The sequence below is a fragment of the Paenarthrobacter sp. NPDC089714 genome, from assembly GCF_044748905.1.
GTDB lineage: Bacteria > Actinomycetota > Actinomycetes > Actinomycetales > Micrococcaceae > Arthrobacter.
The window spans coordinates 153888-176212 of sequence record NZ_JBIVGX010000008.1 but is presented as its reverse complement, the minus strand read 5'-3'; the positions used below and the strand labels follow the sequence as shown (position 1 = coordinate 176212).

The 22325-nt window shown below is 63.9% G+C and carries 16 protein-coding genes; 3 read left to right on the top strand and 13 right to left on the bottom strand.

Annotation, left to right across the window (positions count from 1 at the left end):
- Nucleotides 1-51 precede the first annotated feature (51 nt).
- The 8 genes from ACIPY3_RS15220 to ACIPY3_RS15185 form a co-directional block, all read right to left on the bottom strand.
- Nucleotides 52-1893 carry an IucA/IucC family protein gene (locus ACIPY3_RS15220; RefSeq protein ID WP_400335351.1) on the bottom strand — a complete coding sequence of 614 codons (1842 nt, stop codon included), beginning with the start codon at nt 1891-1893 and terminating at the stop codon, nt 52-54.
- A complete protein-coding gene (locus tag ACIPY3_RS15215; RefSeq protein WP_400335349.1) occupies nt 1890-2480 on the bottom strand; it encodes a GNAT family N-acetyltransferase in 591 nt (196 codons plus the stop codon). The genes ACIPY3_RS15220 and ACIPY3_RS15215 overlap by 4 nt, the downstream gene beginning before the upstream one ends.
- Complete coding sequence (locus ACIPY3_RS15210) at nt 2477-3820, bottom strand: lysine N(6)-hydroxylase/L-ornithine N(5)-oxygenase family protein (protein WP_400335347.1); 1344 nt, start codon at nt 3818-3820, stop codon at nt 2477-2479. Before ACIPY3_RS15210 ends, ACIPY3_RS15215 begins: the two co-directional genes overlap by 4 nt.
- On the bottom strand, nt 3817-5379 hold the full coding sequence (locus ACIPY3_RS15205) for a pyridoxal phosphate-dependent decarboxylase family protein (protein ID WP_400335345.1): 1563 nt from the start codon (nt 5377-5379) through the stop codon (nt 3817-3819). The genes ACIPY3_RS15210 and ACIPY3_RS15205 overlap by 4 nt, the downstream gene beginning before the upstream one ends.
- Before the next feature lie 202 nt (nt 5380-5581).
- On the bottom strand, nt 5582-6424 hold the full coding sequence (locus ACIPY3_RS15200) for a sulfurtransferase (RefSeq protein ID WP_400335343.1): 843 nt from the start codon (nt 6422-6424) through the stop codon (nt 5582-5584).
- 200 nt (nt 6425-6624) lie between these two features.
- Nucleotides 6625-7050, bottom strand: coding sequence for a hypothetical protein (locus ACIPY3_RS15195; protein WP_400335341.1), 426 nt, complete (start codon nt 7048-7050; stop codon nt 6625-6627).
- 96 nt (nt 7051-7146) lie between these two features.
- Entirely contained in the window at nt 7147-13239 is a 6093-nt protein-coding gene (locus tag ACIPY3_RS15190) for a hypothetical protein (protein ID WP_400335339.1), read from the bottom strand.
- A 227-nt stretch (nt 13240-13466) separates the two neighbouring features.
- Complete coding sequence (locus ACIPY3_RS15185; protein WP_400335337.1) at nt 13467-15071, bottom strand: sigma-70 family RNA polymerase sigma factor; 1605 nt, start codon at nt 15069-15071, stop codon at nt 13467-13469.
- Nucleotides 15072-15365: 294 nt separating this feature from the next.
- On the opposite strand from ACIPY3_RS15185, the gene ACIPY3_RS15180 reads away from it, so the two are divergent.
- Nucleotides 15366-15848: a hypothetical protein gene (locus tag ACIPY3_RS15180; RefSeq protein WP_400335335.1), complete on the top strand. Its 483-nt coding sequence runs from the start codon at nt 15366-15368 to the stop codon at nt 15846-15848.
- Here the strand turns inward: ACIPY3_RS15180 and ACIPY3_RS15175 are convergent.
- From ACIPY3_RS15175 to ACIPY3_RS15160, 4 genes are read right to left on the bottom strand one after another with little or no spacing between them, the layout of a single operon-like run.
- Complete coding sequence (locus ACIPY3_RS15175; protein ID WP_400269970.1) at nt 15845-16198, bottom strand: GNAT family N-acetyltransferase; 354 nt, start codon at nt 16196-16198, stop codon at nt 15845-15847. The genes ACIPY3_RS15180 and ACIPY3_RS15175 overlap by 4 nt on opposite strands.
- Entirely contained in the window at nt 16195-17535 is a 1341-nt protein-coding gene (locus ACIPY3_RS15170; RefSeq protein ID WP_400335333.1) for an acyltransferase, read from the bottom strand. The genes ACIPY3_RS15175 and ACIPY3_RS15170 overlap by 4 nt, the downstream gene beginning before the upstream one ends.
- 59 nt (nt 17536-17594) lie before the next feature.
- On the bottom strand, nt 17595-18803 hold the full coding sequence (locus tag ACIPY3_RS15165) for a M20 family metallopeptidase (RefSeq protein ID WP_400335332.1): 1209 nt from the start codon (nt 18801-18803) through the stop codon (nt 17595-17597).
- Entirely contained in the window at nt 18800-20218 is a 1419-nt protein-coding gene (locus tag ACIPY3_RS15160; protein WP_400335330.1) for an MFS transporter, read from the bottom strand. The genes ACIPY3_RS15165 and ACIPY3_RS15160 overlap by 4 nt, the downstream gene beginning before the upstream one ends.
- 102 nt (nt 20219-20320) lie before the next feature.
- Here ACIPY3_RS15160 and ACIPY3_RS15155 point away from each other — a divergent pair, with 102 nt between their 5' ends.
- Entirely contained in the window at nt 20321-21337 is a 1017-nt protein-coding gene (locus ACIPY3_RS15155) for an Lrp/AsnC family transcriptional regulator (protein WP_400335328.1), read from the top strand.
- Between the two features lie 147 nt (nt 21338-21484).
- Nucleotides 21485-21904 carry a VOC family protein gene (locus ACIPY3_RS15150; RefSeq protein ID WP_400335326.1) on the top strand — a complete coding sequence of 140 codons (420 nt, stop codon included), beginning with the start codon at nt 21485-21487 and terminating at the stop codon, nt 21902-21904.
- Between the two features lie 11 nt (nt 21905-21915).
- Here ACIPY3_RS15150 and ACIPY3_RS15145 read toward each other — a convergent pair whose 3' ends face one another.
- On the bottom strand, nt 21916-22302 hold the full coding sequence (locus ACIPY3_RS15145; RefSeq protein WP_400335324.1) for a DUF1304 domain-containing protein: 387 nt from the start codon (nt 22300-22302) through the stop codon (nt 21916-21918).
- Between the last annotated feature and the right edge of the window lie 23 nt (nt 22303-22325).

The following is a 22325-nucleotide window of genomic DNA, read 5'->3' as shown; positions in this document are numbered from 1 at the left end:
GGGCTTTTCAAGCCTCGAAAGTGCCGAAAGCCAACCCCTCGCTGCGGGTGCTTAGGCGAACTTCGCCAAGGGGTTGGCCAGCCGTCCGGCCATTTGGAGTCCGCCCGAGGGATCGGAGATGTCCAGCATCTGCTGGTTGTTCCGAAGCTGCAGCCGGTTGAGGCAGGACAATTCGAAGTCCGGGGCGAAGAGGTCGTGCATGGCGAACTGGTCTGCCAACTGCGGATGGCGTTCCTGGTATTCGCGCAGCACGGAGGCCGCGGTTCCCCAGAACTCGTCTTCGCGGAGCGTCCCGTCTTCCACGAGGATCGCACCGAGGAAGCGGAAGATGCAGTCGAAGACATCGGTGAAGATCGCCAGGACCATCTCTTCGGCAGGAATCTCGGCCTTGATGCGGGAAACCTCTTCCGGGAGTTCAAGCCGGTCACCCATCACCACGATTTCCTCGGCCAGGTCCTTCATGATGGCCCGCACCGGCACGCCGTTTTCAAGGATCAGGATGACGTTCTCGCCGTGCGGCATGAAGGCAAGCTCGTACTCGTAGAGGCAATGCACCAGCGGCACGAGGTAGGCCTCGAAGTAACGGCGCAGCCACTCGGTGGGAGCCAGCCCGGACCGGGCAATGAGGGAAGAAACCATGGAAACGCCGGATGCATCCACGTGCAGCAAGGAAGCCATGGTGGCCAGTTGCTGGCCTTCCTTGAGCAAGGGCAGCGGACTTTCCCTCCACAGGGCAGAGAGCATCTTGCGGTAGGGCGAACCCTTGGCCGAAGCCGCCTCGTAGTAGTGGTTGTGGTACCCGATGGCGGCAGATTCCTTGATCATGGCCAGGCCCCGGTTCTGGAGCTCCTGGTCCTTCGAGATCACGTCCTGCAACCAGTCGTTGATGGCCGGTGTTGCCTTCATGTACTGCGGTGACAGCCCGCGCATGAAGCCCATGTTCAGCACGGACATGGCCGTCTTGACGTACGCCTTCTCCGGTGACGTGGTGTTGAAGAACGTGCGGATGGACTGCTGGGCCTGGTAGTCGTCCTCCCCCGAGCCGAGGTGCACAATGTGGCGCTGGGCGATTTCTGCCGCGAACGTCACGGTGAGCTTGTTGTCCCATTGCCACGGATGGACCGGCATGAGCAGGTAGTCATCGGGGTCGAGTCCGGACGCGGACAATTCCGTGCTGAACCATGCGAGCGTTGCGGGCCCTAGTTCCGCTTCGAAGTGCGTCCGGTAATCGAGGCCGGCGCTGGAGGTGAACACGGCTTTGCTGCGGTGCACGGCGATCCACTGCAGCCGCACAACGGCTCCGGTTTCCGGCGCGAAAGCATGGTAGTCGGAAATCCCGAAGCCAAGGCGGCCGTTGTTGGCCACGAAGCACGGGTGTCCCTCGGTCATGCTGTGCTCGATCGCCTGGAAATCCGCAGCCACGTCGAACCCACCCGTGACACCCGCGGCCAGCTCGGCGGAGCCGAACGGCTTGCCCTGCTTGTAGGCGTGGCCGGCCAGGGTGCTGCTGATTTCTTCGAGGTAGACAGGGAGCATTTCCATCTTGATGCCCAGTGCTTCATGGAACTCGGCAATGAAGTCCAGGGCATCCAGCGGCAGCTCCTCGCCGTCGCGGAAGCGGGCAATGGATTCCGGACGGACCGCCCAATGCTCCAGCTCCAGGACAGTGGCACGGAAGCGGTACTCAACCGTGTCGTCGTCGCTCGTCACGCGGTACAAGCCAACGCCTGCACCTTCGTCGCGGATCAGGTCCGGAACCAGGATCCGTTCGTGCGAGAACTCCGCGATCGCCTTCCGGATCAGGTGCCGGTTGGCAACGGCCCAACTCTCCGGGTTGAGGTGGGAAACGGGTGCGGCCGACTGCGCGATGCCGGTTTCGACGGTGCTGGTCACTGGTCTTCTCCTCTGGTCGCCGCGGCAGGCGCGGCCAGAATCGGGGTCAGGGTGGCAAGGAAATCCTCGCGCGTGCAGAAACTCAGCAGCCCCTGCTTGTGGTCTTCGGAAGGGTCGACGGCGGGAAGGGTCACCACGCCGTGCGGGCGGAAGCCCACCTTCTGGTTGAGCGCATGGATCTTGTGGTTGCGGGCATCAGGCTCGACGACGACGCGAAGCGTTTCGGGGTCCTGGAACAGTTCCTGCATCACGGCCTGCATGACGGCGGTGGTGAAGCCCGGTTGCGGGTCGCCGCTCGGCGGGGAGACCAGCAAATGCATCCCGATGTCGCCCGGCTGGACGTCATACACGTCCGCCAGCGGGGACGATTCCGGGCGGTAGCGTTCCATCAGGAAGGCGGGGACGCCGTCGTCGAGCCCCAGGAAGGCCTGGTGGTGACCCGTGGCGGCGATCTTTGAGTACTCCTCCACAACGTCCTGTTCGGCGCATCCCACCATGCCCCAGAACCGGGCGTATTCCTGGCTCACCCAACTGTGGAGGACTGGTGCGTCGGCTACGGGATCCACAGTGCGGAACGTGAAGCTCATACTGCTGCTCCTACAGACTCAGGGGCGTCCACGACGACCGGAGCTGGCGCGCCGAACTGCTGGAATGCGATGCTGCGCTCGATCGGGTAGATCTCACGCCCCGTGATTTCGCGCAGGATGCACGAGTTGCGGTAGGCGGCCATGCCCAGGTCCGGGGTGACGAAGCCATGGGTGTGCAGCTCCGCGTTCTGGACGAAGATTTCGCCGGGTTCGACGCCGGTACCGTAGTTGCGCTCGACGTCGAACCGTCCCTTCGCGTCGCGACGGATGCGGTCCTTGATGCCGGCCAGGAAGGCGGGTTCCTTATAGGAGTAGCCGGTGGCGAGCACTACTGCCTCCGACTCGAGGGTGTAGTCACGGCCGTGTTCTTCGTGGCGCAACTGCAGGGTGTGGGTACCCGTCGCGGCATTCCATTCGGCAGCCGTCAGCGAGGAGTGCGTGTGCAGCTGGGTGTCCACGATTCCGGACAGGCTCTTGGTGTAGAGGAGATCGTAGATGTCGTCGATCAGGTCCGAGTTGATGCCCTTGTACAGGTTCTTTTGGTTCTTGATCAGGTTGTCCCGCTGGTCCGAAGGCAGCGAGTGGAAGTAATCCACGTACTCGGGTGAGGTCATCTCAAGGGTGAGCTTGGTGTACTCCAGCGGGAAGAAGCGGCCGGAGCGGGTCACCCAGTTGAGCTGGTAGCCATACACGTCGATTTCCTGGAGGAGCTCGTAGTACAGCTCTGCGGCACTCTGCCCGCTGCCCACGATCGTGATGCTGCGCTTGGACTGCAGCTCACTCTTCCTCGACAGGTACTCGGCGTTGTGGAGGACCAGTCCCCCACCGTCCACGATTCCCGCGCAGGACACAGGGATATACGGCGAGGTTCCCGTGCCAAGGACCAGACGCCGCGCGCGAAGCACCTCCGCGCCGCCGGGGCCCTGCACCGAAAGGCGGTACACGCCGTCGTCGTACGTCACATCCAGCACATCCGTGCTAAATCGGACCGAATCCAACTGCCCGGCCACCCACTGGCAGTACTGGTTGTATTCGGCACGCAAGGGGTAGAAGTTCTCGCGGATATAGAAGCGGTACAGCCGGCCGGTCTGCTTCAGGAAGTTCAGGAACGAGTACGGCGACGTCGGGTCTGCCAGGGTCACGAGGTCCGCCATGAACGGAACCTGAAGGTGGGCCGGCTCCAGCATCATGCCGGGGTGCCAGTCGAAGGACTCGCGGCGTTCCAGGAACACGCAGTCCAGGTTCTCCACCGGCTCGCTGAGTGCCGCGAGGCCAAGGTTGAAGGGCCCGACGCCGATGCCCGCGACGTCGTAAATCTTGCTGTTGTCCGGGGTGCTCACGCGGCGGCCTCCGTGGTGTTTGCGAGCAGGCTGGCGCCCGTGCGGCGGATGAGTTCGATGATTTCCTGAATGTCCCTCAGGGAGGCCTCGGCGTTGAGGAGGGTGAATTTGAGGTAGTGGCGTCCGGCCACCTTCGTGCCTGCCACAACGGCTTCGCCGGATGCGAAGATCGCGGCACGGATGGCGGGATTGAGGGCGTCGGCGGCGTTCTCGTCGAGCTTTTCGCCGCCGATGAGAGGCCGGTAACGGAACACAAGCGTGCTCAACTGCGGCGCTGCGGCGAGTTCGAACTCAGCGTCATCGGCAAGCAACGCACCTACGCGGCCCGTCAGGTCGATGGCTTCGTCGAACAGGGCACCAATGGCGTCGGCGCCCATGATGCGCAGGGTCAGCCAGAGCTTCAGGGCATCGAAACGGCGCGTGGTCTGGATGCTCTTGTCCACCTGGTTGGGGATCTCGGCCTTGGCGGCGCTCTCCGGGTTCAGGTAGTCGGCGTAGTAGGTGACATGGCCGAGCATGGATCCATGGCGGACCAACACAGCACTGGAGCTGACTGGCTGGAAGAACGTCTTGTGGAAGTCGACGGTCACGGAATCGGCCAAGTGGATGCCGTCCAGAAGGTGACGGTAGCGGCCGGAAACAATGAGCCCTCCACCGTAGGCGGCGTCCACGTGCAGCCAGGAGTCATAGGCGCGGACCAGTGCGGCAAGCTCGGAGAGCGGATCAACCGAACCGAAGTCGGTGGTCCCGGCAGTGGCCACCACCGCCATGGGGACCAGCCCGGCGTCGTGGGCTTCCGCCAAAGCAGCCGCAAGGGCGGCGGGATCCATGCGGTGGTCTTCGGCAGTGGGAATGGCGATGACGGCATCGAAGCCGAGGCCGAGCATGGAGGCCGACTTCTGGATGCTGAAGTGGCTGTCCGCGGACGTAAAGATCCGGAGGCGGTCCAGCAGGTGCGGCAGGCGGGCTTCCGGGGCGTCCGTACGCAGCTTGGCGACGGCGTGGTTACGGGCAATCAGCAGCGCCTGGAAGTTGGACTGGCTGCCGCCGGAGGTGAAGACGCCATCCGCTTCTGCGGTGAAGCCGATTCGCTCGGCGGTCCAATCGATGAGGCGGCGCTCGATCATGGTGGCGCCCGCGCTCTGGTCCCACGTGTCCATGGAGGAGTTCACGGCCGAGAGCACGGCCTCGCCCACCAGCGCCGGGATGACCACCGGGCAGTTCAAATGTGCGGCATAGCGTGCGTCGTGGAAGTAGATGGCGTCCTTGAGGTAGAGCTCCTCCAACTCCTCCAAGGCGGCGGCGGTGTCAGGAAGGGGGCGCTCGAGGTCGACGGCACCAACTTTGGCCTTCAGTTCCGCATGCGCGACGCCGGTGAACGGCTGGGCGGTGCGCTGCACCTTGGTGGAGACGGCATTGACTCCCTGGAGGACCTGCGCCACGTAGCTGGGCGAATTTCGTGCGTTGAACAGTTGGTTGGTGGCAGCAAGTGCCAGCTCCACTTTGGAGCCGAAATCCTGCTCCTGAGCTATCTGCTCTTCGACACTGGGTGACGTCACGACAGCTTCCTTCCGTTGCGTTGGGATCGCTAGTTAGCAAAGGCAAGCCTTACTTAGGTTGGCCTTTGCGTCAAACTTTTGTGACCTAATTCGCTCGGAAGGCGGTTTCTCGGTGATGTACCGGGCGGTAACGCGTCATTGACTTTCCCCGGAAGGCATTTGGGTGCAAAATGTCACGCCTTTCGGCCAATGAATGGCTGCTTCAGGCCACCCTTCCGGCCGGCCCGAGTTCGACAGGCAGGTCCGGGGACCGGCTGTACTGGGACCACCCGCCCACAAACAGGCGCCCCTCACCCAGCCCTAGATGCTCCAGCATGAGGAGGTTGTGGCACGCCGTCACCCCGGAGCCGCAGTAACTGATGAACCGATCGGCGGTGTGGATTCCCGCCGCCCGGACGTTACGGCGAAGCTCGTCGTCCGCCAATAGCCTTCCGGTGGCATCAAGGTTCTCCCGGCAGGGAAGGTTGCCGGCCCCCGGGATGTGTCCCGGGCGGGGATCGACCGGGTCCTGCAGCCCCTCGAATCGATCCCGGTTCCGGGCATCAGCCACCGAAGAGTCGCCACGCAGCACGTCCTCGATGGTGGCCAAACGCTCGTTCGGCCACGGGCGGACGCTGAAGTCCGCGACCTCCCTTGCTGCAGGCGCCGACTCCAGCGGTCCGCGATAGGAGGCCATCCCGCCGTCGAGAATTGCTGCCTGGCGACCGGTAGCCCGAAGCATCCAGACCAACCGTGCGGCAATGACCCCACCGGCATCGTCATAGGCCACCACAACGTCTGAGTCGCCAATCCCCAGGGAGGACATGCCCGCCGAAAAGACTTCCGGATCAGGGAGCGGATTCCGCCCGACCGCGTCGCCTGAATCACCGGAAAGCCAGGCGTCAAGGTCCACGAAGACGGCACCCGGCAGGTGGCCTTGATCGTAGGCCCGGCGCCCGGAACTGCCATCGAGGTACCAGCGGGTATCTGCAAGGACGAGATCCGGCCGATGGTCTTCGCACCAATCAAGGGAGACAAAGGGTGGGATCACAGAAGGGTTCTTCATGCAGAGAGAGTACCGAGTCGTCTCACATTAAGAGATTGCTATCTCATTATTCGAGATGAAGAGCCTACCGCATTGGGCCAGCTCTTCCGACAGCAGCCCAATGGCAAAAGAAACGGCCGGCCGGGTTATGGTGAACCCGATCGGCCGCTTCCGTTAGTGCGCTCCGACCCGACGGCTTGAGTCGGCGCTGTTAGCCGCTGCTAGAGAACGGTTGCTCCCAGCACGCACTTGACCTCGGTCCCCTTCTGGGGAACCTCGGCGTTGATGGCCCACTCAAGGGCTTTGCCCGCCTGTGCGTCCTTGAACGACTGCTCGCCTCGGGCAAGCACCGACGACGACTTCGGATCCACCCAGCTCACGGAGATCTTCACGGTTCCCTTGGTGCCCTCGGGTGGAGTCACGGTCCCCTTGGCCGCTACCTTGCCGGCGGCGGTATCGCAGGAGGCCATGGTGGTGGCCTCGATGATGCCCGTGCCCGGGTTTGCCGGCTTGGCCTCACCAGTAGTGGGTGCCTGGGTTGTAGTGGACGACGGCGGTTGGCCGGCTTGGTTGCTGGGCGAGGAACAACCAGCGAGCGCGGCTGCTGAGACCAGCACGCCCACCATGCACACGACTGACTTCTTCATGGAGTAACTACCTGATTCCTTTTTTGCTGATTCGTGGAAGCCATGGAAAGTGCGCGGCAACCGAAATGGGGAGACCGGTTGCCGCGCACTCCTTCCCTATGCCTCGGAACGCTTACGGCGTCCAATGAGGAACAGGAACAGTCCCGCACCAACTACCAGGAGGCTGATGGGCAACACGGTGAGAACAACACCCGTGGAGGCCAGCGACTCACCTGGCTGGTTCGGAACAACCGGCGGGAAAGTCACAACAGCACTTGCAGGTGGCGTAGTAACTTGCGGTCCCGTCGGAGGCAGGCCGGTGGCAGTCGCATTGTTCACGACCTTGCCGGCATTGATATCGGCCTGGGTTACCGCGTACGTTGCCGTCGCAGTCACCGTCTGGCCAGGCTGCAGCTCACCAGGAGTGCCCGGCCAGTTATAGCGCAGTGCGGACAAGCCTGGCAGGACATCGTGGATGGCCACACCCGTCAACATGACGTTGCCAGTGTTCTTCGCCGTGAAGGTGTAGGTGACGATGTCACCCACCTTCGCGGGATCCCCTACTGCGGAAGCATCCGCGGTCTTGGAGAACTCCAGTGCTGCATCAGGCGACAGCGGGGTGTCCGTGCCGGCCGGAGGCGGGGTGACCGCCGGGCCGGTGGGAGGAGTGCCCGTGGTGGTCGCCAGGTTGGCGACGTGACCGGCGTCGATATCCGCCTGGGTGACGTGGTACGTCGCCTGGGCAGTGACCGTCTCTCCGGGGAGCAACTCACCCGGGGTGCCGGGCCAGGTGTAGCTCAGAGCCGACAGGCCGGCCATCGGGTCGTCGATGGACACCTTGGTCAGCTTCACGTTGCCGGTGTTCTTGGCTGTGAACTGGTAGACGATCTCATCGCCCACGTGCGACGGGCCGGCGACGAGCGAGACCAAGGCCTGCTTGCTGAACTCCATCGCAGGAGCCGGGACCAACGGGGTGTCCGTACCTACCGGCGGCGTGCCAACCGACGGGCCAGACGGAGGAGTACCCGTGGTGGTCGCCAGGTTGGCGACGTGACCTGCATCGATATCGGCCTGGGTGATCGCGTACGTTGCCGTAGCGGTCACCGTCTCGCCCGGCTGCAGTTCACCCGGAGTTCCGGGCCAGCTGTAGACCAAGGCCGACAATCCAGCCAAGGGATCGTTGATCGACACGTTTGTCAGCTTTACGTTGCCGGTGTTTTTCGCCGACAGCGTGTAGGTGATCAGGTCTCCGACCTCGGAGGTCCCTCCTGCAGCCGGCGCGGAAGCCGACTTGGTCAACTCCATCGCCGGTGCCGGGGTCAACGGGGTGTCCGTTGTGGCCGGAGGCGGCGTCAGGGCAGTGCCCGTCGGCGGAGTGCCGGTGGCGGTTGCCACGTTGGCCACGTGACCGGCGTCGATATCCGCCTGCTTGATCGCGTACGTTGCCGTAGCAGTCACCGTCTGACCCGGGTGCAGCTCACCGGGGGTGCCCGGCCAGTTGTAGCTCAGTGCGGACAGGCCCGCCAGGGGGTCGTTGATGGCAACATTCTTCAACGTCACGTTTCCGGTGTTCCCTGCCGTGAACGTGTAGGTGATGACATCGCCGATCTTGGTCGGGTCATGAACTGCGGACGAGTCAGCAGTCTTGGTGAACACCATCCCGGGCGCCGGAACCAATGGGGTGTCCGTCGTTCCCGGAGGAGGCGTCAGGGGCGTCCCTGTGGGCGGAACACCAGTGGTCGTGGCGCTGTTGGCGACATGACCGGCGTCGATATCCGCCTGGGTGAGGGCGTACTTCGCAGTGGCCGTCACGGTCTGGCCGGGCAGCAACTCACCGGGAGTACCCGGCCAGGTGTAGCTCAGTGCAGACAGGCCAGCCAGCGGGTCGTCGATCACAACACCCGTGAGCTTCACGTTTCCGCTGTTCTTCGCCGTGAAGTTGTAGGTGATCACGTCACCTACAACGGCCGGGCTCTGAACAGCCGAAGCGTCAGCCGACTTGGTGAACTGCAGTGCCGGAGACGGGGTCAACGGGGTGTCCGTCTTACCCGGCGGTGGAGTGACGGCAGGGCCGGACGGCGGGGTACCCGTAGAGGTTGCCTCGTTGACCACATGACCCGCATCGATGTCGGCCTGGGTGATCGCGTACGTTGCCGTAGCAGTTACCGTTTCGCCCGGCAGCAACTCACCGGAGGTTCCCGGCCAGGTGTAGCTCAGCGCGGACAGACCCGCGAGCGGATCGTTGATGGTGACACCGCTCAGCTTCACGTTCCCCGTGTTCTTGGCCGTGAAGGTGTAGGTGATCAGGTCGCCCACAACAGCCGGGTCCTGGATCGCGGAAGCGTCAGCGGACTTGGTGAACTCCATGGCCGGAGCCGGGGTCAACGGAGTATCCGTGGTTCCCGGAGCAGGCGTGACCGGGGTGCCGGTCGGAGGAACACCAGTGGTGGTGGCGCTGTTGGCAACGTGACCCGCATCGATATCCGCCTGGGTGATCGCGTAGCTTGCCGTCGCAGTCACCGTCTGGCCGGGAAGCAGGATCCCCTGCACGCCGGGCCACGAGTAGACCAGCGGAGACAGGCCCGCCAACGGATCATTGATGGCCACGTCCGTGAGGGTGACATTGCCCGTGTTCTTCGCCGTGAACGTGTAGTTGATGCGATCGCCTACAACACTCGGGGTCTGGACACCGGACGAGTCCGCCGTCTTCGTGAACTCCATTGCGGGGCCGGGTGTCAACGGGGTATCCGTTCCTGACCGCGGCGGGGAGATCGCCGGGCCGGTGGGCGGATTACCGGTGCTGGTCGCCCAGTTCACAACATGGCCGGCATCGATGTCAGCCTGCGTGATCGCGTAGCTTGCCTTCGCAGTCACGGACTGGCCAGGCTGCAACTCACCGGGAGTGCCGGGCCAGGTGTAGCTCAGCGGAGACAAGCCAGCCAGCGGATCGTTAATCACCACGCCAGTCAGTTTCACGTTGCCCGTGTTCTTCGCCTCGAACGAGTACGTGATGACATCCCCAACCTGGGACGGGTTCTGGACACCGGAAGCATCCGCCGTCTTGGTCAAGGTCATGTCCGGACCAGGAGTCAACGGAGTGTCCGTGCTTGCCGGCGGCGGGGTTACCGCGGGGCCGGTGGGCGGATTGCCGGTGCTGGTTGCCGTGTTCGCCACGTGGCCTGCGTCGATATCGGCCTGCGTCATACCGTACGTTGCCGTTGCAGTCACAGACTGGCCCGGCTGCAGCTCGCCCGGCGTACCGGGCCAGGAGTACACGAGCGCGGAAAGGCCGGCCAGGGGGTCGTTGATGGTGACGCCCGTGAGCTTCACGTTGCCGGTGTTCTTCGCCTCGAACGTGTAGGTGATCTTGTCACCAACGACAGTGGGGCTCTGGATTGCTGCGGAATCAGCCGACTTGGTGAACTCCATCGCCGGAGCCGGAGTCAGCGGGGTATCCGTGCCGGCGGGCGGAGGAGTAACGGACGGTCCGTTGGGCGGAGTGCCCGTGGTGGTCGCCGAGTTCACAACATGGCCGGCATCGATATCAGCCTGCGTTATGGAGTACGTTGCAGTGGCGGTCACGGACTGGCCGGGCAGCAGCTCACCGGCGGCACCGGGCCAGCTGTATGTCAAGGCAGACAGGCCAGCCAAAGGATCGTTGATCGCAACGCCCGTCAGCTTCACGTTGCCCGTGTTCTTCGCCTCGAAGGAGTACGTGATGACGTCACCAACGCGCGAAGGCTTCTGTACAGCGGAAGCGTCCGCCGACTTGGTCAGTGCCATGTTTGCCGAAGGAGTGACCGGGGTGTCCGTTCCAGCCGGAGGCGGAGTTACGGCGGGACCAGTGGGCGGGTTGCCCGTGGTGGTCGCCGAGTTCACAACATGGCCGGCATCGATATCAGCCTGCGTGATCGCATACGTTGCTTTGGCAGTCACTGACTGGCCGGGCAGCAGCTCACCGGCGGCACCGGGCCAGCTGTACGTCAAGGCAGACAGGCCAGCCAAAGGATCGTTGATCGCAACGCCCGTCAGCTTCACGTTGCCCGTGTTCTTGGCCTCGAACGTATAGGTAATCACGTCCCCAACCTTGGACGGGTTCTGGATCGCCGAAGCGTCAGCCGACTTTGTCAGGCTCATCTCCGGTCCCGGGGTCAGCGGAGTATCCGTGGTTCCGGGCGGAGGAGTGACCGGAGGACCGGTGGGAGGGTTGCCCGAGGTGGTGGCCGAGTTGGCTACGTGTCCGGCATCGACGTCCGCCTGGGTGACGGCATAGGTTGCCATGGCCGTCACAGTCTCGCCTGGAAGCAGAGTGCCCGGTGTTCCCGGCCACGTGTAGCTCAGGTTGGACAGGCCGGCCAGGGGGTCGTTGATGACGACGCCGGTCAGTGCGGTGTTTCCGGTGTTCTTCGCCGTGAACGTGTACGTGATCACGTCGCCCACGTGCGCCGGCGACTGTACATCCGATGCATCAGCGGACTTGGAGAACTCCATCTTCGGAGCAGGTTGCGCAGTGTTGGTCAGCACGCAATTGATGTCTGCGCCCTCCACCGGAGTCAACGCCAAGGAGCCGGAGAAGGCAGCACCAGTCGGCAGCCCTTGCTGGAGGCCATTCGCGTCAGTGCAGGAGATGGTTTGGGCGTAGCCAGCCAGACTCGAACCAGACTCAGTGAGGTAGTAGGTGCTCCCGGCAGTAGCAGCGTACTTGCCAGTGGTGCCGGTGCCTGAGGCAACCGTCGAGCCCGTACCCGCCGTAGTGGAGTTGGCCGTAGTGTTGACCACTGCACCGGTTGCCGAACCCGAACGGATCTCCATGGTGAACTGATCGGAATCAGTCAGGCGGGGAGCATCCAGGGCCTTGTTCAGCGTGATGCGCGGAGCCTTGACCACCAAGGTGGCGTCGGCCGGCGGATTCAGGTTGGTCTGGATGTTGGCAGCACCGTTGACGTAAGTGCCCTCGGTATCCGAGGTGACATCCACGGTGATGGTGCACGATTCCTGGCCGGCGGCCAAGTCGCCGCCGGTAACAGAGACGACCCCGCTGCCTGCCGTCGCCGTGGTGGCCATGGGGGCGCCGGCCGACTGAACGCACGTGCCGCCAATGTTGGGGGCACCTGCAACAACCAGCCCCGCGGGAAGAGTGTCCGTGATGGACCAGTCATCCTTGGCGTTGAGCTCGCTGGTGTTGGTCACGGTCAACGTCAGGGTGGACGTTCCACCGGTACTGATCAGGGACGGCGAGAAGGCCTTGTCCAGCTGCGGAGTAACGTCCACGAGCCGCACGTTGTCGAAGGCACCATCGTTGCCATTGGTGGCTCCCTTGTTGTTCCACATTTCCAGGCCCAGGGATGAACCCGTGGCCTGGAAGGCCTGGTTGGTGGTCATCGAGTTGATGTTGACCGTCTTGGTGACCGTGCCGAAAACGCCGCCAATGTCACTCGTGACTTGTTGCTTGTAGGCCCGCACATTCGGGTCCGACGATGTCTGGCAGCCGTTAAGGGGATCCCCGATAGGAGTCACGGTCCCATTGGCATCAATTTTTGCGAACTGGTAGGACGGATCCGCAGACGGGTCCGCGCAGTTGATGTAAGCGGTGTCCACACCAAACGTGTAGTAGTGGCCTGCGTTTGTCGCCACTGGAGTGACCGTCTTGAACATGACGCCGAACTTGGGGCCAGCCGGGATGAGCGCACAGAAACCTGTGGTTGTGGGGGTCGAAGGGCACTCCGTGAAGGAACTCGTCACATGCTCGGTGTCCGGCGATCCGGGAGTGAACTGCTGCCCCATGCCTTTGGCGAGCATGCGCAACTGCTGGTAACTGCGGCGCGTTCCGTTCTCGGCACAGCGGTCCTCCGTTCCGGAACCAGCAGTACCCGATACTGCCCACGGAGGCGTATCGGTGTTGCCGTAGCTCAGGATGACGCCATTGCAGCGTGCGCCATCAATCCAGGTGGGTGAGCCCGTGTACGTCTGCCCGGCGGCACCCACGTACGTCGTGGAGCCGGGCGCGGAGTAGGACTGGGCTCCGAGCGGCGTATTGTCGATGCCGTTCTCGAAGTCTTCATTGAAGACCACGGTGCCGGGCTGGGTGACGCCTGGCGTCCCCGGAACTGTGGCGGTGGCCGGTGGCGCCAACGCGCCACCTACCCCTAACGAAATGATCGCCGTAGCGAGGATGCCCGCTAACAGCTTTCGTGGACGTGTATGTGTCATGGATTCTCTTGGTTTCTCTAGGTCGCGCAAGGGCCGGGGCCACCTAAGACCCTGGCTCTGGCTCGGCTGTTCGCCATTGATCCAGTACGCGCAACCAATGATTCGTGTCGTCGAAAGCCGGACAACCTCCAACGCGGCCGACATGGGGCGACCTAGTGCTCCTGTGGAGGCAACCCGAGAAACGTGACGCGAGAATTCAGAAAAAGTTCAAAAAGTTTGGGAACGTCCTAGTGGAAGGTGTCGGTGAACGTCTTGGTCACGATGTTCTGCCCGCCGAAACGGTAGTCCAGCGTCCCCAGGGACGCTGACTGGGGAAGGGAAACTCCCACCACGAAGCGAAGACTCGAAGGATCCAGCTGGCTGGAAGTGCACCGGATCTCGCGTGCGCCGGAAGCCACACAATCCCAGCCGGCGGGCACGGTGGTCCTGCCGGAGATAAACGTCGCGTCATCCGGGAGTGTGAAGACTGCCTCACCCGATGTCGGCGTGCCGGCGCCGGACAGGGAGAAGTCCACCGTGAGGTCGCGCTCAACGGCGTTTGAGCCGGGAACGGAGGCAAATGTTGCCTCAACCGTTTGGAAGACCGTGCCCGGGGTTGCGGGAGGCGAGGCCACCGGCGTCGACGTCACCACTGCGGAGTCGATGACGCTTGCCTTCCGCTGGAGCACGGGAAGGTCGGGAACGACGACGGCGGGTTCCCGCGGCGTGGCGACCGGCGGGACCGCCGGAGGTGCTTCCAACGCAGGCGGAGCCGGCGCGGGGGCAGCAGTGCTGGGCGCTGCAGGAAGGGTGGGTGCATCCGGAACCGCAGGCTGCACCGGAGGAGCACTGCGGGCCGCGGCCACCGTCGAGTCGGAGACCGGTTGAAGGAGCCAGGCAGCGACTCCCGCCACGGCCACTGCTGCGACGGCTGCCGCAACCACCACCTTGGACAGAGCACCGGAGCCCTTGCCCCCGCCCGAGGTGGGCAGGGCCGCCGTCGAACCGCCGGCAACGGAACCCACGGATCCTGAGGCCAATGCCGCCGCCGCGCCAGGGGTGAACGCGATGCCTGCGACCAGGGGGAAAAGGAGGGCGCGCATCCGGCCTTCCACGTCACTAAGTTCCACCAGGAGGGCTGTGCACTGTGGGCAGGACTCCAAGTGGGAACTGACCTTTTCCTGCGAGGAGCGCTTCAACGCGTTGCGCGCATATTTCCCCAACTGGCTGGCATATTCGTCGCAGGCTTCATCCACTGTCTGGCTGATGTGGTGCTGCAGGTAGGCCTGGCGCAGGCCTTCCCTGGCACGGATGGCAAGGGACGAGACGCCGTTGGGGCTCAGGCCCACAAAGGGTGCGGCTGCCGCGGGCTTCAACCCTTCGATGTCCAGATGCCAGAGGACCGCCTGCCAGCGTTCGGGCAGCGATTTGAAGGCCTTGGCCATGGTGCTCGACTCGAACTCGATCAGCACGGTGTCCGCGTCATGGACCGCCGAATCGAGGATGCTGTCGTCGGTGGCCATGGGCGTCCGCCTGGCCTTTTTGTTCCGTTCGTAGGCAGTGCGCCGCACGACGGTCAGGAGGTAGGACCGGAAGAACTCCTTGGGCCCTTTTCCGTCCTTCAATGACTGGAAGATCGACGCGAAAGATTCAGCAACCACGTCATCGGCGTCGCTGGGGTTGTCGGTTTGCTGCCGGGCAACGTAGTGGGCAATCGCGAGGTGCCGGTTGTAGAGGGTGTCGAACGCTTCCGTCGCTCCCTGGCGCACCAGATCCAGGAGCTGGGGGTCGCTGTCCACACCCGCAGTCAGGGACGACCCCCCACGTGTTCCCATCTCTAATGCTTGGTCCATAAGCAGTAGTGTGACATCAGATTGTCCGCTGACTTGAATCGAAGGTTACTTACGACTATAAGGGGGGTCAAAATTTCTCCCGGAACGGCAACACGAAGCTCACCCCGACGCCACTAAGTCTTCATGAGGCCCCTCATCACTGCATCAAGATCCGTCCGCCATGGCGCGTACCGCGGCCCCTCTGTGGCCAAAGTTGCCGGATCCGCGCGGAAACCCGGGCAATCGGGGGTCCGTCTGGGCTCTCCGCCAGGGAGCCGTACCGGGACGATTTCACGGAAGCTCCGGGTGCGCCACGTGAAGCTCGTTTACGGCGCGGACAAAACCACAGCCGTTCCTGGAGACACTGTCATCTTCACGGCGTGGATCAGCAACGGCTCCAAAAGTCATCTTCGTAACATTTGTCTTATTCCGCGATCGTTCACCAACGAGGCCATGGAACCGCTGACTTACGCGTCCAGCCCGGCCCGCGAGGACCTGGCAATTCCGTCGTTGGCACCGGGCGAAGGGGTTATGCGGAGTTTCTCCTACCGGGTCACCGCGGTGGACCATTCCCATGGGGGCAGCCTGGTCAGCGCCATGCAGGTCCGGGCCTCGTGCTTGGGCCGGCTGGTCACGGACGAACACGATGCGATCGTTTCCCTGACCGGCGCCCGGACTCCCTGGCCGGTGCGGTCCACCCGTCCGGGCCTGGGGCATTGGAGTTCCACGCCGGTCACGTCCGTCAAGCCCCGGCGCCGGCCGCGTCGGCTGGCCAACGCCGGGATGCTGAAGCGCTAGTCGTTGTCCGGTTCACCCACAGGCTTCTCGGCGGGCCAGTCGACGTCCTGCTCATAGCCCTCATGCTTTTGCAGATAGGAAGCGATGTAAGGGCAATGGGGAATGATGCGCTTGCCGGAGGCCACCACGTCGTCCAGGGCGAAGTGGGCCAGGACCTTCGCCAGCCCTTGGCCCTTGAACTGCGGCTTGGTCTCGGTGTGGGTGAAATCGATGTGACCCGGCCTGTCGATGAACTGGGAGATGACGGCCAGCTCCCCATCGACGTGGAGTTCGTAGCGGTGGAATTTGTCGTTGCGGACTGTGGTAACGCCAGCGCGGAACGAGTCGGCCAAGGAGTCGGTGTCGGTCATGATTCGAGATTGGCACGTAAACCTCGCGCTGGCAACGTGGGCTCCCCCAGCAGCTTCCGGGGCGGCAGCACCGGCGTCGGAACCCTCCCCAAGAGCAGGACGGCGAGCGCGAAGCACGCCGCTCCCCCACCCAGCAGCGCCAGCGTCAGGCCATTAAGGGCGGCATCCAACACCGGCAGGAAAACCACGACGCCGGCAGTCACCACCGCGGTCCGGGAGGGACCACGGGCGTGGCTGGCCGCCGTCGGACGGTTTTCCAGCCGGCCGAAGACAAGGATGACGGGTACCAGCAAGGCGACCACGGCGAAGAAGACCGGGATCCGGCCCCACCACCATTCCGCCAATTCCGGCGACGGTTTGGGAAAGTCAGTGAGCAGGAGCAGCGCCGACATACCCACCAAGAGCGGCAAATGCCACAGGTAGACCGTCATGGCCCGCCGTCCCGCAACGGCGATCAGCGCCTGTATCCAGCTGACTGAGCCCAGCCAACGGATGCCGTTGTGGAGCAGTTGCAAGGTAGCCGCTTGGGAGATACCGAGAAGCAGCAGGCAAAAGTTGGGCGGGTTGATGTTCTCCACCATGTTGCCGGGATAGATGGCCACGCCGGTCACCACGCCGAGCACCAGGTTGCTTGAGGCTATGGCACCGAGCAGCCACGGGCGGCTGCGGTCCTGGAAGAAGCCGTCGGCCATGAGGAAACCCAATTGCTGGACCGCGCACCAGACGAAGACCATGTTGACGAAAGCCAGCACCGGGACGGCTCCGCGCAGCGAATCCGCCGTAATGATGAGGGCCGCCAGGATGCCGAAGGTCAGCCGGGGTGCGCGGTGGTGGAAACGGGCCATCAGGGGAATGCTCACCTGGGCTGTGAGGTAAGCGGCCAGGAACCATAGCGGCATCGCTGCACCCGTTGCCATCAATTGGATCACCTGCGGATGGACGCCCAGCAAAAGGGCTGTCCACAATCCCGCCCACATGACCGCAAGCAAGGCCATGGCGGGGCGCACCAGCCGCAGGAGGCGCACTTGGGCGAACTGGAAACCCGTTCCGCCCCGGGCCTGCAGGCGGCGCCAGGATTGCAGTCCCGTCACCCCGCCCATCACGAAGAACAGCGGAACGATCATGAGCACCCACACCACGGGCGTGAACCAGCCTTGGTCCATCAAGGTGTTGGCTGTGGTCACCGTTCCGTCCCTGTGGAGGACCGGGCTAACCATCATGCAGTGGGCGGCCACCACCAGGAGCAGGCAGGTGAAACGGACAAGGTCGATCGCTGGGTCCCGCCGCACGGCCATGGCCTGTCCGGCGGGAGTTTCCAGATGCCGTGGATCCTCCATGGCCCTCCCAACCTCGTGCTGCCTCCATTCTCCGCCCGGCACGCACAGGGGGCCAGCGATCAACCCGCCGTGCGCCGGACCAGTCGTTCCCTTTCCACCGGATCCACAGCGGCCGCGCAGGCCGCGGCAGCCAGCCCGAAGGACGCGTCGAGGACAGCCAGGTCTGCGCTGGCGGAGGCCCCGAAGGCCGCGAATCCGGCAGTGTGGTGGGCGGCGCCGCGCACCTCGTAGCCGACCATGGGGTGGATGCTCGGCACGGCCCGGGAAACGTTGCCCATGTCCGTGGAGGCCACGGGGGCTGTGTCGACGGAGACCCTCCTTCCCCTGTCTTCCATGGCTGAGCGGTAGGCGGCGGAAAGGAACGCGTCCTGGTTGAGCTCCGCGTAGTCATTGCCGTGCTGGGTAACCTGGAGCGTGCAGCCGCTTGCCAAAGCACCGGCTTCCAGGCATCGCCTGGTCTTGTCCTGGATGATCCTGAGTTGATCGATGCTGGGTGCCCGCATTTCGATGCTGGCGCGGGCACGGTCCGGGATCACATTCACTGCGCTCCCCCCTTCGGTAACAATCAGCGACACGATTGAACCCGGGGGCAGTTGCTGCCTGGCGTACGCGACAGCCGTTTGGGCGATCATCAATGCATCGAGGGCGTTGACGCCATCCCACGGGGAGGCGGCGGCGTGGGCGGGCAAACCTTCGAACAGCACGTCCCACATGCCCATCGCCAGCGAGGTCCCGCCCACGACGTCGCTGGCCGCAGCGTGCGCCATCATGGCCAGCGATACGTCATCGAAGAAGCCTTCCTCAAGGAGGTCCACCTTTCCGCCGGTGGTTTCTTCGGCGGGAGTTCCCAGGACTTTGACCGTCATGCCTGCCCGGTCCGCGACGGCCGCCAAGGCCAATGCTGCGCCCACGGCACTGGCGGCGTTCACGTTGTGTCCGCAGGCGTGCCCGATCGCGGGAAGGGCGTCGTACTCGACGCATAGTGCCACCACCACGTCCCCGGTTCCGTAGCGGGCGCTGAAGGCCGTCGGCTGTCCCGGCTGAACGGCGTCGAAGGTGAATCCGGCCTTCCGCAGCACCTTCCGCACGCGCTTCGCCGCACGGACCTCCTGCCCGCCCAGTTCCGGATCGGCGTGGATGGCGTGGCTGAGGTCAAGGAGGTCCGCCTTCCAGCGTTCCACCGCTTCGCCCAGTTCCGCTCGCACGTCACATTGGGTTGCTTGCACGACGGCGGTACCCGGCTCGTTGCTGCCAACGACGGTACTCACGCGGTCACCTCCTCGACGGCACGCCTGGGGTACCGCGCACTGGCCACTGCTGCGATCAGGGCAGCGGCAGCAAGCGCTCCCCAGATGCAGAACAGCCCTGTTTGGGAGATATGCCCGGACTCCACGAAGGCCGACGAGATCAGCTTCACTACCGCCGCCCCCACGGCGATTCCCACGGACAACCCCAGCTCGTTGAGCCCGGCCGCCGTCGAGGTTTCCTCCAGTGGAACGCCTTCCACGGAAAGGGCCCGCGTGCCCGCCTGGTACATTCCCAGGCTCACGTTGAATAGTGCGAAGCCCACGCAGTATCCGGCGAAGGAAGTGTGCGCGAAGGCCATGACCAGGAAACCACCGGCCAACAGGAGGCCGGCCGCCACGAGGGTGGCGCGCTCCCCGAACTTTCGCATGGCCTTGGCCGTCAACAGTGAGGACACGAGGGACAGCACCGAGGCCAGCGCCAGGACAATGGCGATCATGAGCGGGCTCAGTGCAAAGCCGTAGCCGGACTTTTCGGGAGATGAATGCAGGAAGATTCCGTTGGTGCCGAAATAGCTGATGGAAGCGAATCCGAAGAAGAAGGTGGCGAGCGAAATGGTCCGGATGCGCGGGTTGGCCAGCATCCTCAGGTCCATGAACCGCCGGCCCGATCCGGCCCTGAAGTCGCGCCGGGCCCAGTAACCCAGAAGCAGCAGGCCCGCGAGGCCGGCGCCAACAGTGCGGATATCCAGCCAGCCCCATTCCGGTGCCATCGAGAGCGCCACAACAAAGCCGATAAGGCCCAGCGAGCAAGCCAGCAACGGCGCAAGGGCGATTCCCTCACGAGTCGGGACCCCGGCGTCGGGCAGGACGAACGAACTGACCAGTGCGAGCAACGCGAACGGGACGGCGACCCAGAACCCAAGGGTCGGATCGGCGACTCCGACGATTCCCGCGAGCAGCCCACCCGCTCCCACCATGATCATCAGCATGCCGATCATGACGCTGACCCCCGTGCGGGTGTGGCTTGGACTGCTGACCCGGAGAATGCCCATCATGAGCGGGATGAAACCCACCACGCAGGTCAGCATCACAACGCCAAGGGTCACGGTCCAGAGCGACGGCCACAGCGCCATCATCAGCACCCCGGCCGTCACGATCGCGGTAGACCAACGCAATACCAGCCTGTATCCGTAGCTGTCGCCGAGCCGGGAAATGATCGGCGTGAGGACTGCGAAACTCACGTTGGAGATCAGGAAGATGCCGTTGATGGTGGGATCGTCGATCTCGAATACCGGTCCCAGCGCGGGAAGGATCGGATTCAGGTATCCCTGGGTGACGCCGCTGAGAGATTCGATCAGCGCCATGGCCAGGATCATCCCGGCGATGGTCCTGCGCGCTGTGGTCTCTGTAGCCGGAGGAGCTGTGTTGCTTGCCATGTAGGTCCTAGTGTCGTGAGGTGGTGATGCGAGTCACAACACTAGGTTCAGCGACTACACTTGCCATGAAATTGTTTGGATTGCTTGTTTTCTGGAGTATCAATGCACGAATCAGCCATGATCGGCGAGCTGGATCTCGAAATCGTGAATGCCCTCCAGATCAACCCCAGGGCCGAATGGAGCAGGATCGCGGACGCTTTGGGACTCTCCGCGCCAACCGTGGCACGCCGATGGAGTGCCCTCGCGGAACAGGGCCAGGCATGGATCACCCCTGCGCCCGGTCCCCGTTATCTGAACGCAGGCTGGTCCGCGTTCATTCACCTTTCCTCTGCACCCGGCGACAGCCAGGCCCTCATCGAACGGGTCTGCGCTGAGCCGGCGTTCGGCACTGTCTCCCTGGTCACGGGTTCGCACGACCTCTTTGTGGACTGCTTCGCCTCAAGCCACGAGGAACTCATGGACATCGTCACGGGGTCCTTCCCCGAACTGCCCGGGCTGACGCATCGCGAAGTTGTTTTCGTCACCAAGCTGTACAGGCAGGCCTCGGAGTGGCGAAGCGGAACCTTGGAACCGGCACGAGCCAGGCTGGTCTCCGCAGTGCCGCCGGCCGAGCAGCCAGGGTATTCGCCGGACCACCTGGACGCCGCGTTGCTCGTGGAACTGGCCAAGGACGGACGGGCGAGCTGGGCGGAACTGGGCGCGGCCTGCGGCGTTTCGCCTCAAACGGCGCGGCGCCGGGTGGAGCGTTTCCTGGCAACCGGCTACATCACGCTGCGCTGTGACGCATCAACGGCAGCGCAGCAGGGACTGCGCGAGGTCACCCTGGTGCTCAACGTTCCAGCGCAGTACGTCGACGACGTCGGCCGCTACTTCGCCGGGCTGGGCAACTGCCGACTCAGCGCACAGGTCCTGGGCTCGCAGAACCTGCTGGTCACCCTCTGGGTGCGGGACTACCTGGAAGCCCAGGCCTACGAACGCGAGTTGGCTCAACGCGCACCCGGAAGCCTGGTCATCTCGCGTCAGGCAGTAGTGCGGACCTACAAGCGGCTCGGGCACCTGCTGGACGCGTCCGGCCGAAGCACCAGCGTGGTACCGCTGCCACTGTGGACGGCACACTGATTCACAGGAAGTGCGCGGCTGAAAGCGGCGAATAAAACGATAGCCTGATGCCAGTGGGCCTGGTGGCGACGACCGGCCTCCGCCTACTGGAAGAACCTCGGTGGGTCGCTCTGGACGGTTTGGCGAATCACCGGCAGGATCAGTGCCATGACTACCTCCATTTTCGTGAACCTGCCTGTCAGCGACCTCGATGCGTCCAAGGCGTTCTACACCGCCCTTGGGTACACCATCAACCCGAACTTCACCGACGAGACCGCGGCCTGCGTGGTCTTCAGCGACACGATCTACGCCATGTTGCTCACGCACGCGAAGTTCAGCGAGTTCACCAAACAGCCCATCGCCGATACGAAGAATTCGACGGCGGCCATCGTCGCCCTTTCGGCGGACAGCCGCGAAGCCGTGGACGAACTGGCCAACAAGGCACTCGAAGCGGGCGGCTCGGAAACCTACGACGCCCAGGACCTCGGCTTCATGTACAGCCGCGCGTTCCGCGACCTCGACGGCCACCACTGGGAAGTCCTGTGGATGGACGAAGCTGCAGCGCAGGCCGGTCCCCCGGAGCACTAAGAAACAACGCTTTAGAGGAGGGCCAGGACTCCCAGTACGACGGCGATCAGCGGCGTGATGCCCTGCGTGGTGGCGGCGCGGAGGTACTTCCGCCCGCTGGCCGCGAGGACCAGGGCCGCGAGCAGCATGGATCCGCACGAGCTGAAAACGAGGGTCCAGCCCACCTGCGGCGCACCGGCCCACACTGCGACGATACCCACCAACGCACCGATGGCCAGGAACAGGTTGTAGAAACCCTGGTTGTAGGCCAGTGACCTGGTGGTTTCGGCGTCGGCTTGCGAGGTGAGGCTGAACCGCTTCCAGGTGGCGGGCTTGGTCCAGGTGATGGACTCCATGGTGAAGATGTACACGTGCAGCAGGGCCGCAATCAGGGCAAAAATCAGGGAGGCCAGAGTCATGTGATGATCCTAGCCTCCCTGAT

Excerpts from the sequence above, each read along its gene's own strand:
- ACIPY3_RS15145 (WP_400335324.1), bottom strand. The coding sequence starts at position 22,302 with ATGACTCTGGCCTCCCTGATTTTTGCCCTGATTGCGGCCCTGCTGCAC.
- ACIPY3_RS15170 (WP_400335333.1), bottom strand. The coding sequence starts at position 17,535 with ATGGAGGATCCACGGCATCTGGAAACTCCCGCCGGACAGGCCATGGCC.
- ACIPY3_RS15195 (WP_400335341.1), bottom strand. The coding sequence starts at position 7,050 with ATGAAGAAGTCAGTCGTGTGCATGGTGGGCGTGCTGGTCTCAGCAGCC.
- ACIPY3_RS15175 (WP_400269970.1), bottom strand. The coding sequence starts at position 16,198 with ATGACCGACACCGACTCCTTGGCCGACTCGTTCCGCGCTGGCGTTACC.
- ACIPY3_RS15215 (WP_400335349.1), bottom strand. The coding sequence starts at position 2,480 with ATGAGCTTCACGTTCCGCACTGTGGATCCCGTAGCCGACGCACCAGTC.
- ACIPY3_RS15160 (WP_400335330.1), bottom strand. The coding sequence starts at position 20,218 with ATGGCAAGCAACACAGCTCCTCCGGCTACAGAGACCACAGCGCGCAGG.
- ACIPY3_RS15150 (WP_400335326.1), top strand. The coding sequence starts at position 21,485 with ATGACTACCTCCATTTTCGTGAACCTGCCTGTCAGCGACCTCGATGCG.
- ACIPY3_RS15200 (WP_400335343.1), bottom strand. The coding sequence starts at position 6,424 with ATGAAGAACCCTTCTGTGATCCCACCCTTTGTCTCCCTTGATTGGTGC.
- ACIPY3_RS15190 (WP_400335339.1), bottom strand. The coding sequence starts at position 13,239 with ATGACACATACACGTCCACGAAAGCTGTTAGCGGGCATCCTCGCTACG.
- ACIPY3_RS15155 (WP_400335328.1), top strand. The coding sequence starts at position 20,321 with ATGCACGAATCAGCCATGATCGGCGAGCTGGATCTCGAAATCGTGAAT.
- ACIPY3_RS15185 (WP_400335337.1), bottom strand. The coding sequence starts at position 15,071 with ATGGACCAAGCATTAGAGATGGGAACACGTGGGGGGTCGTCCCTGACT.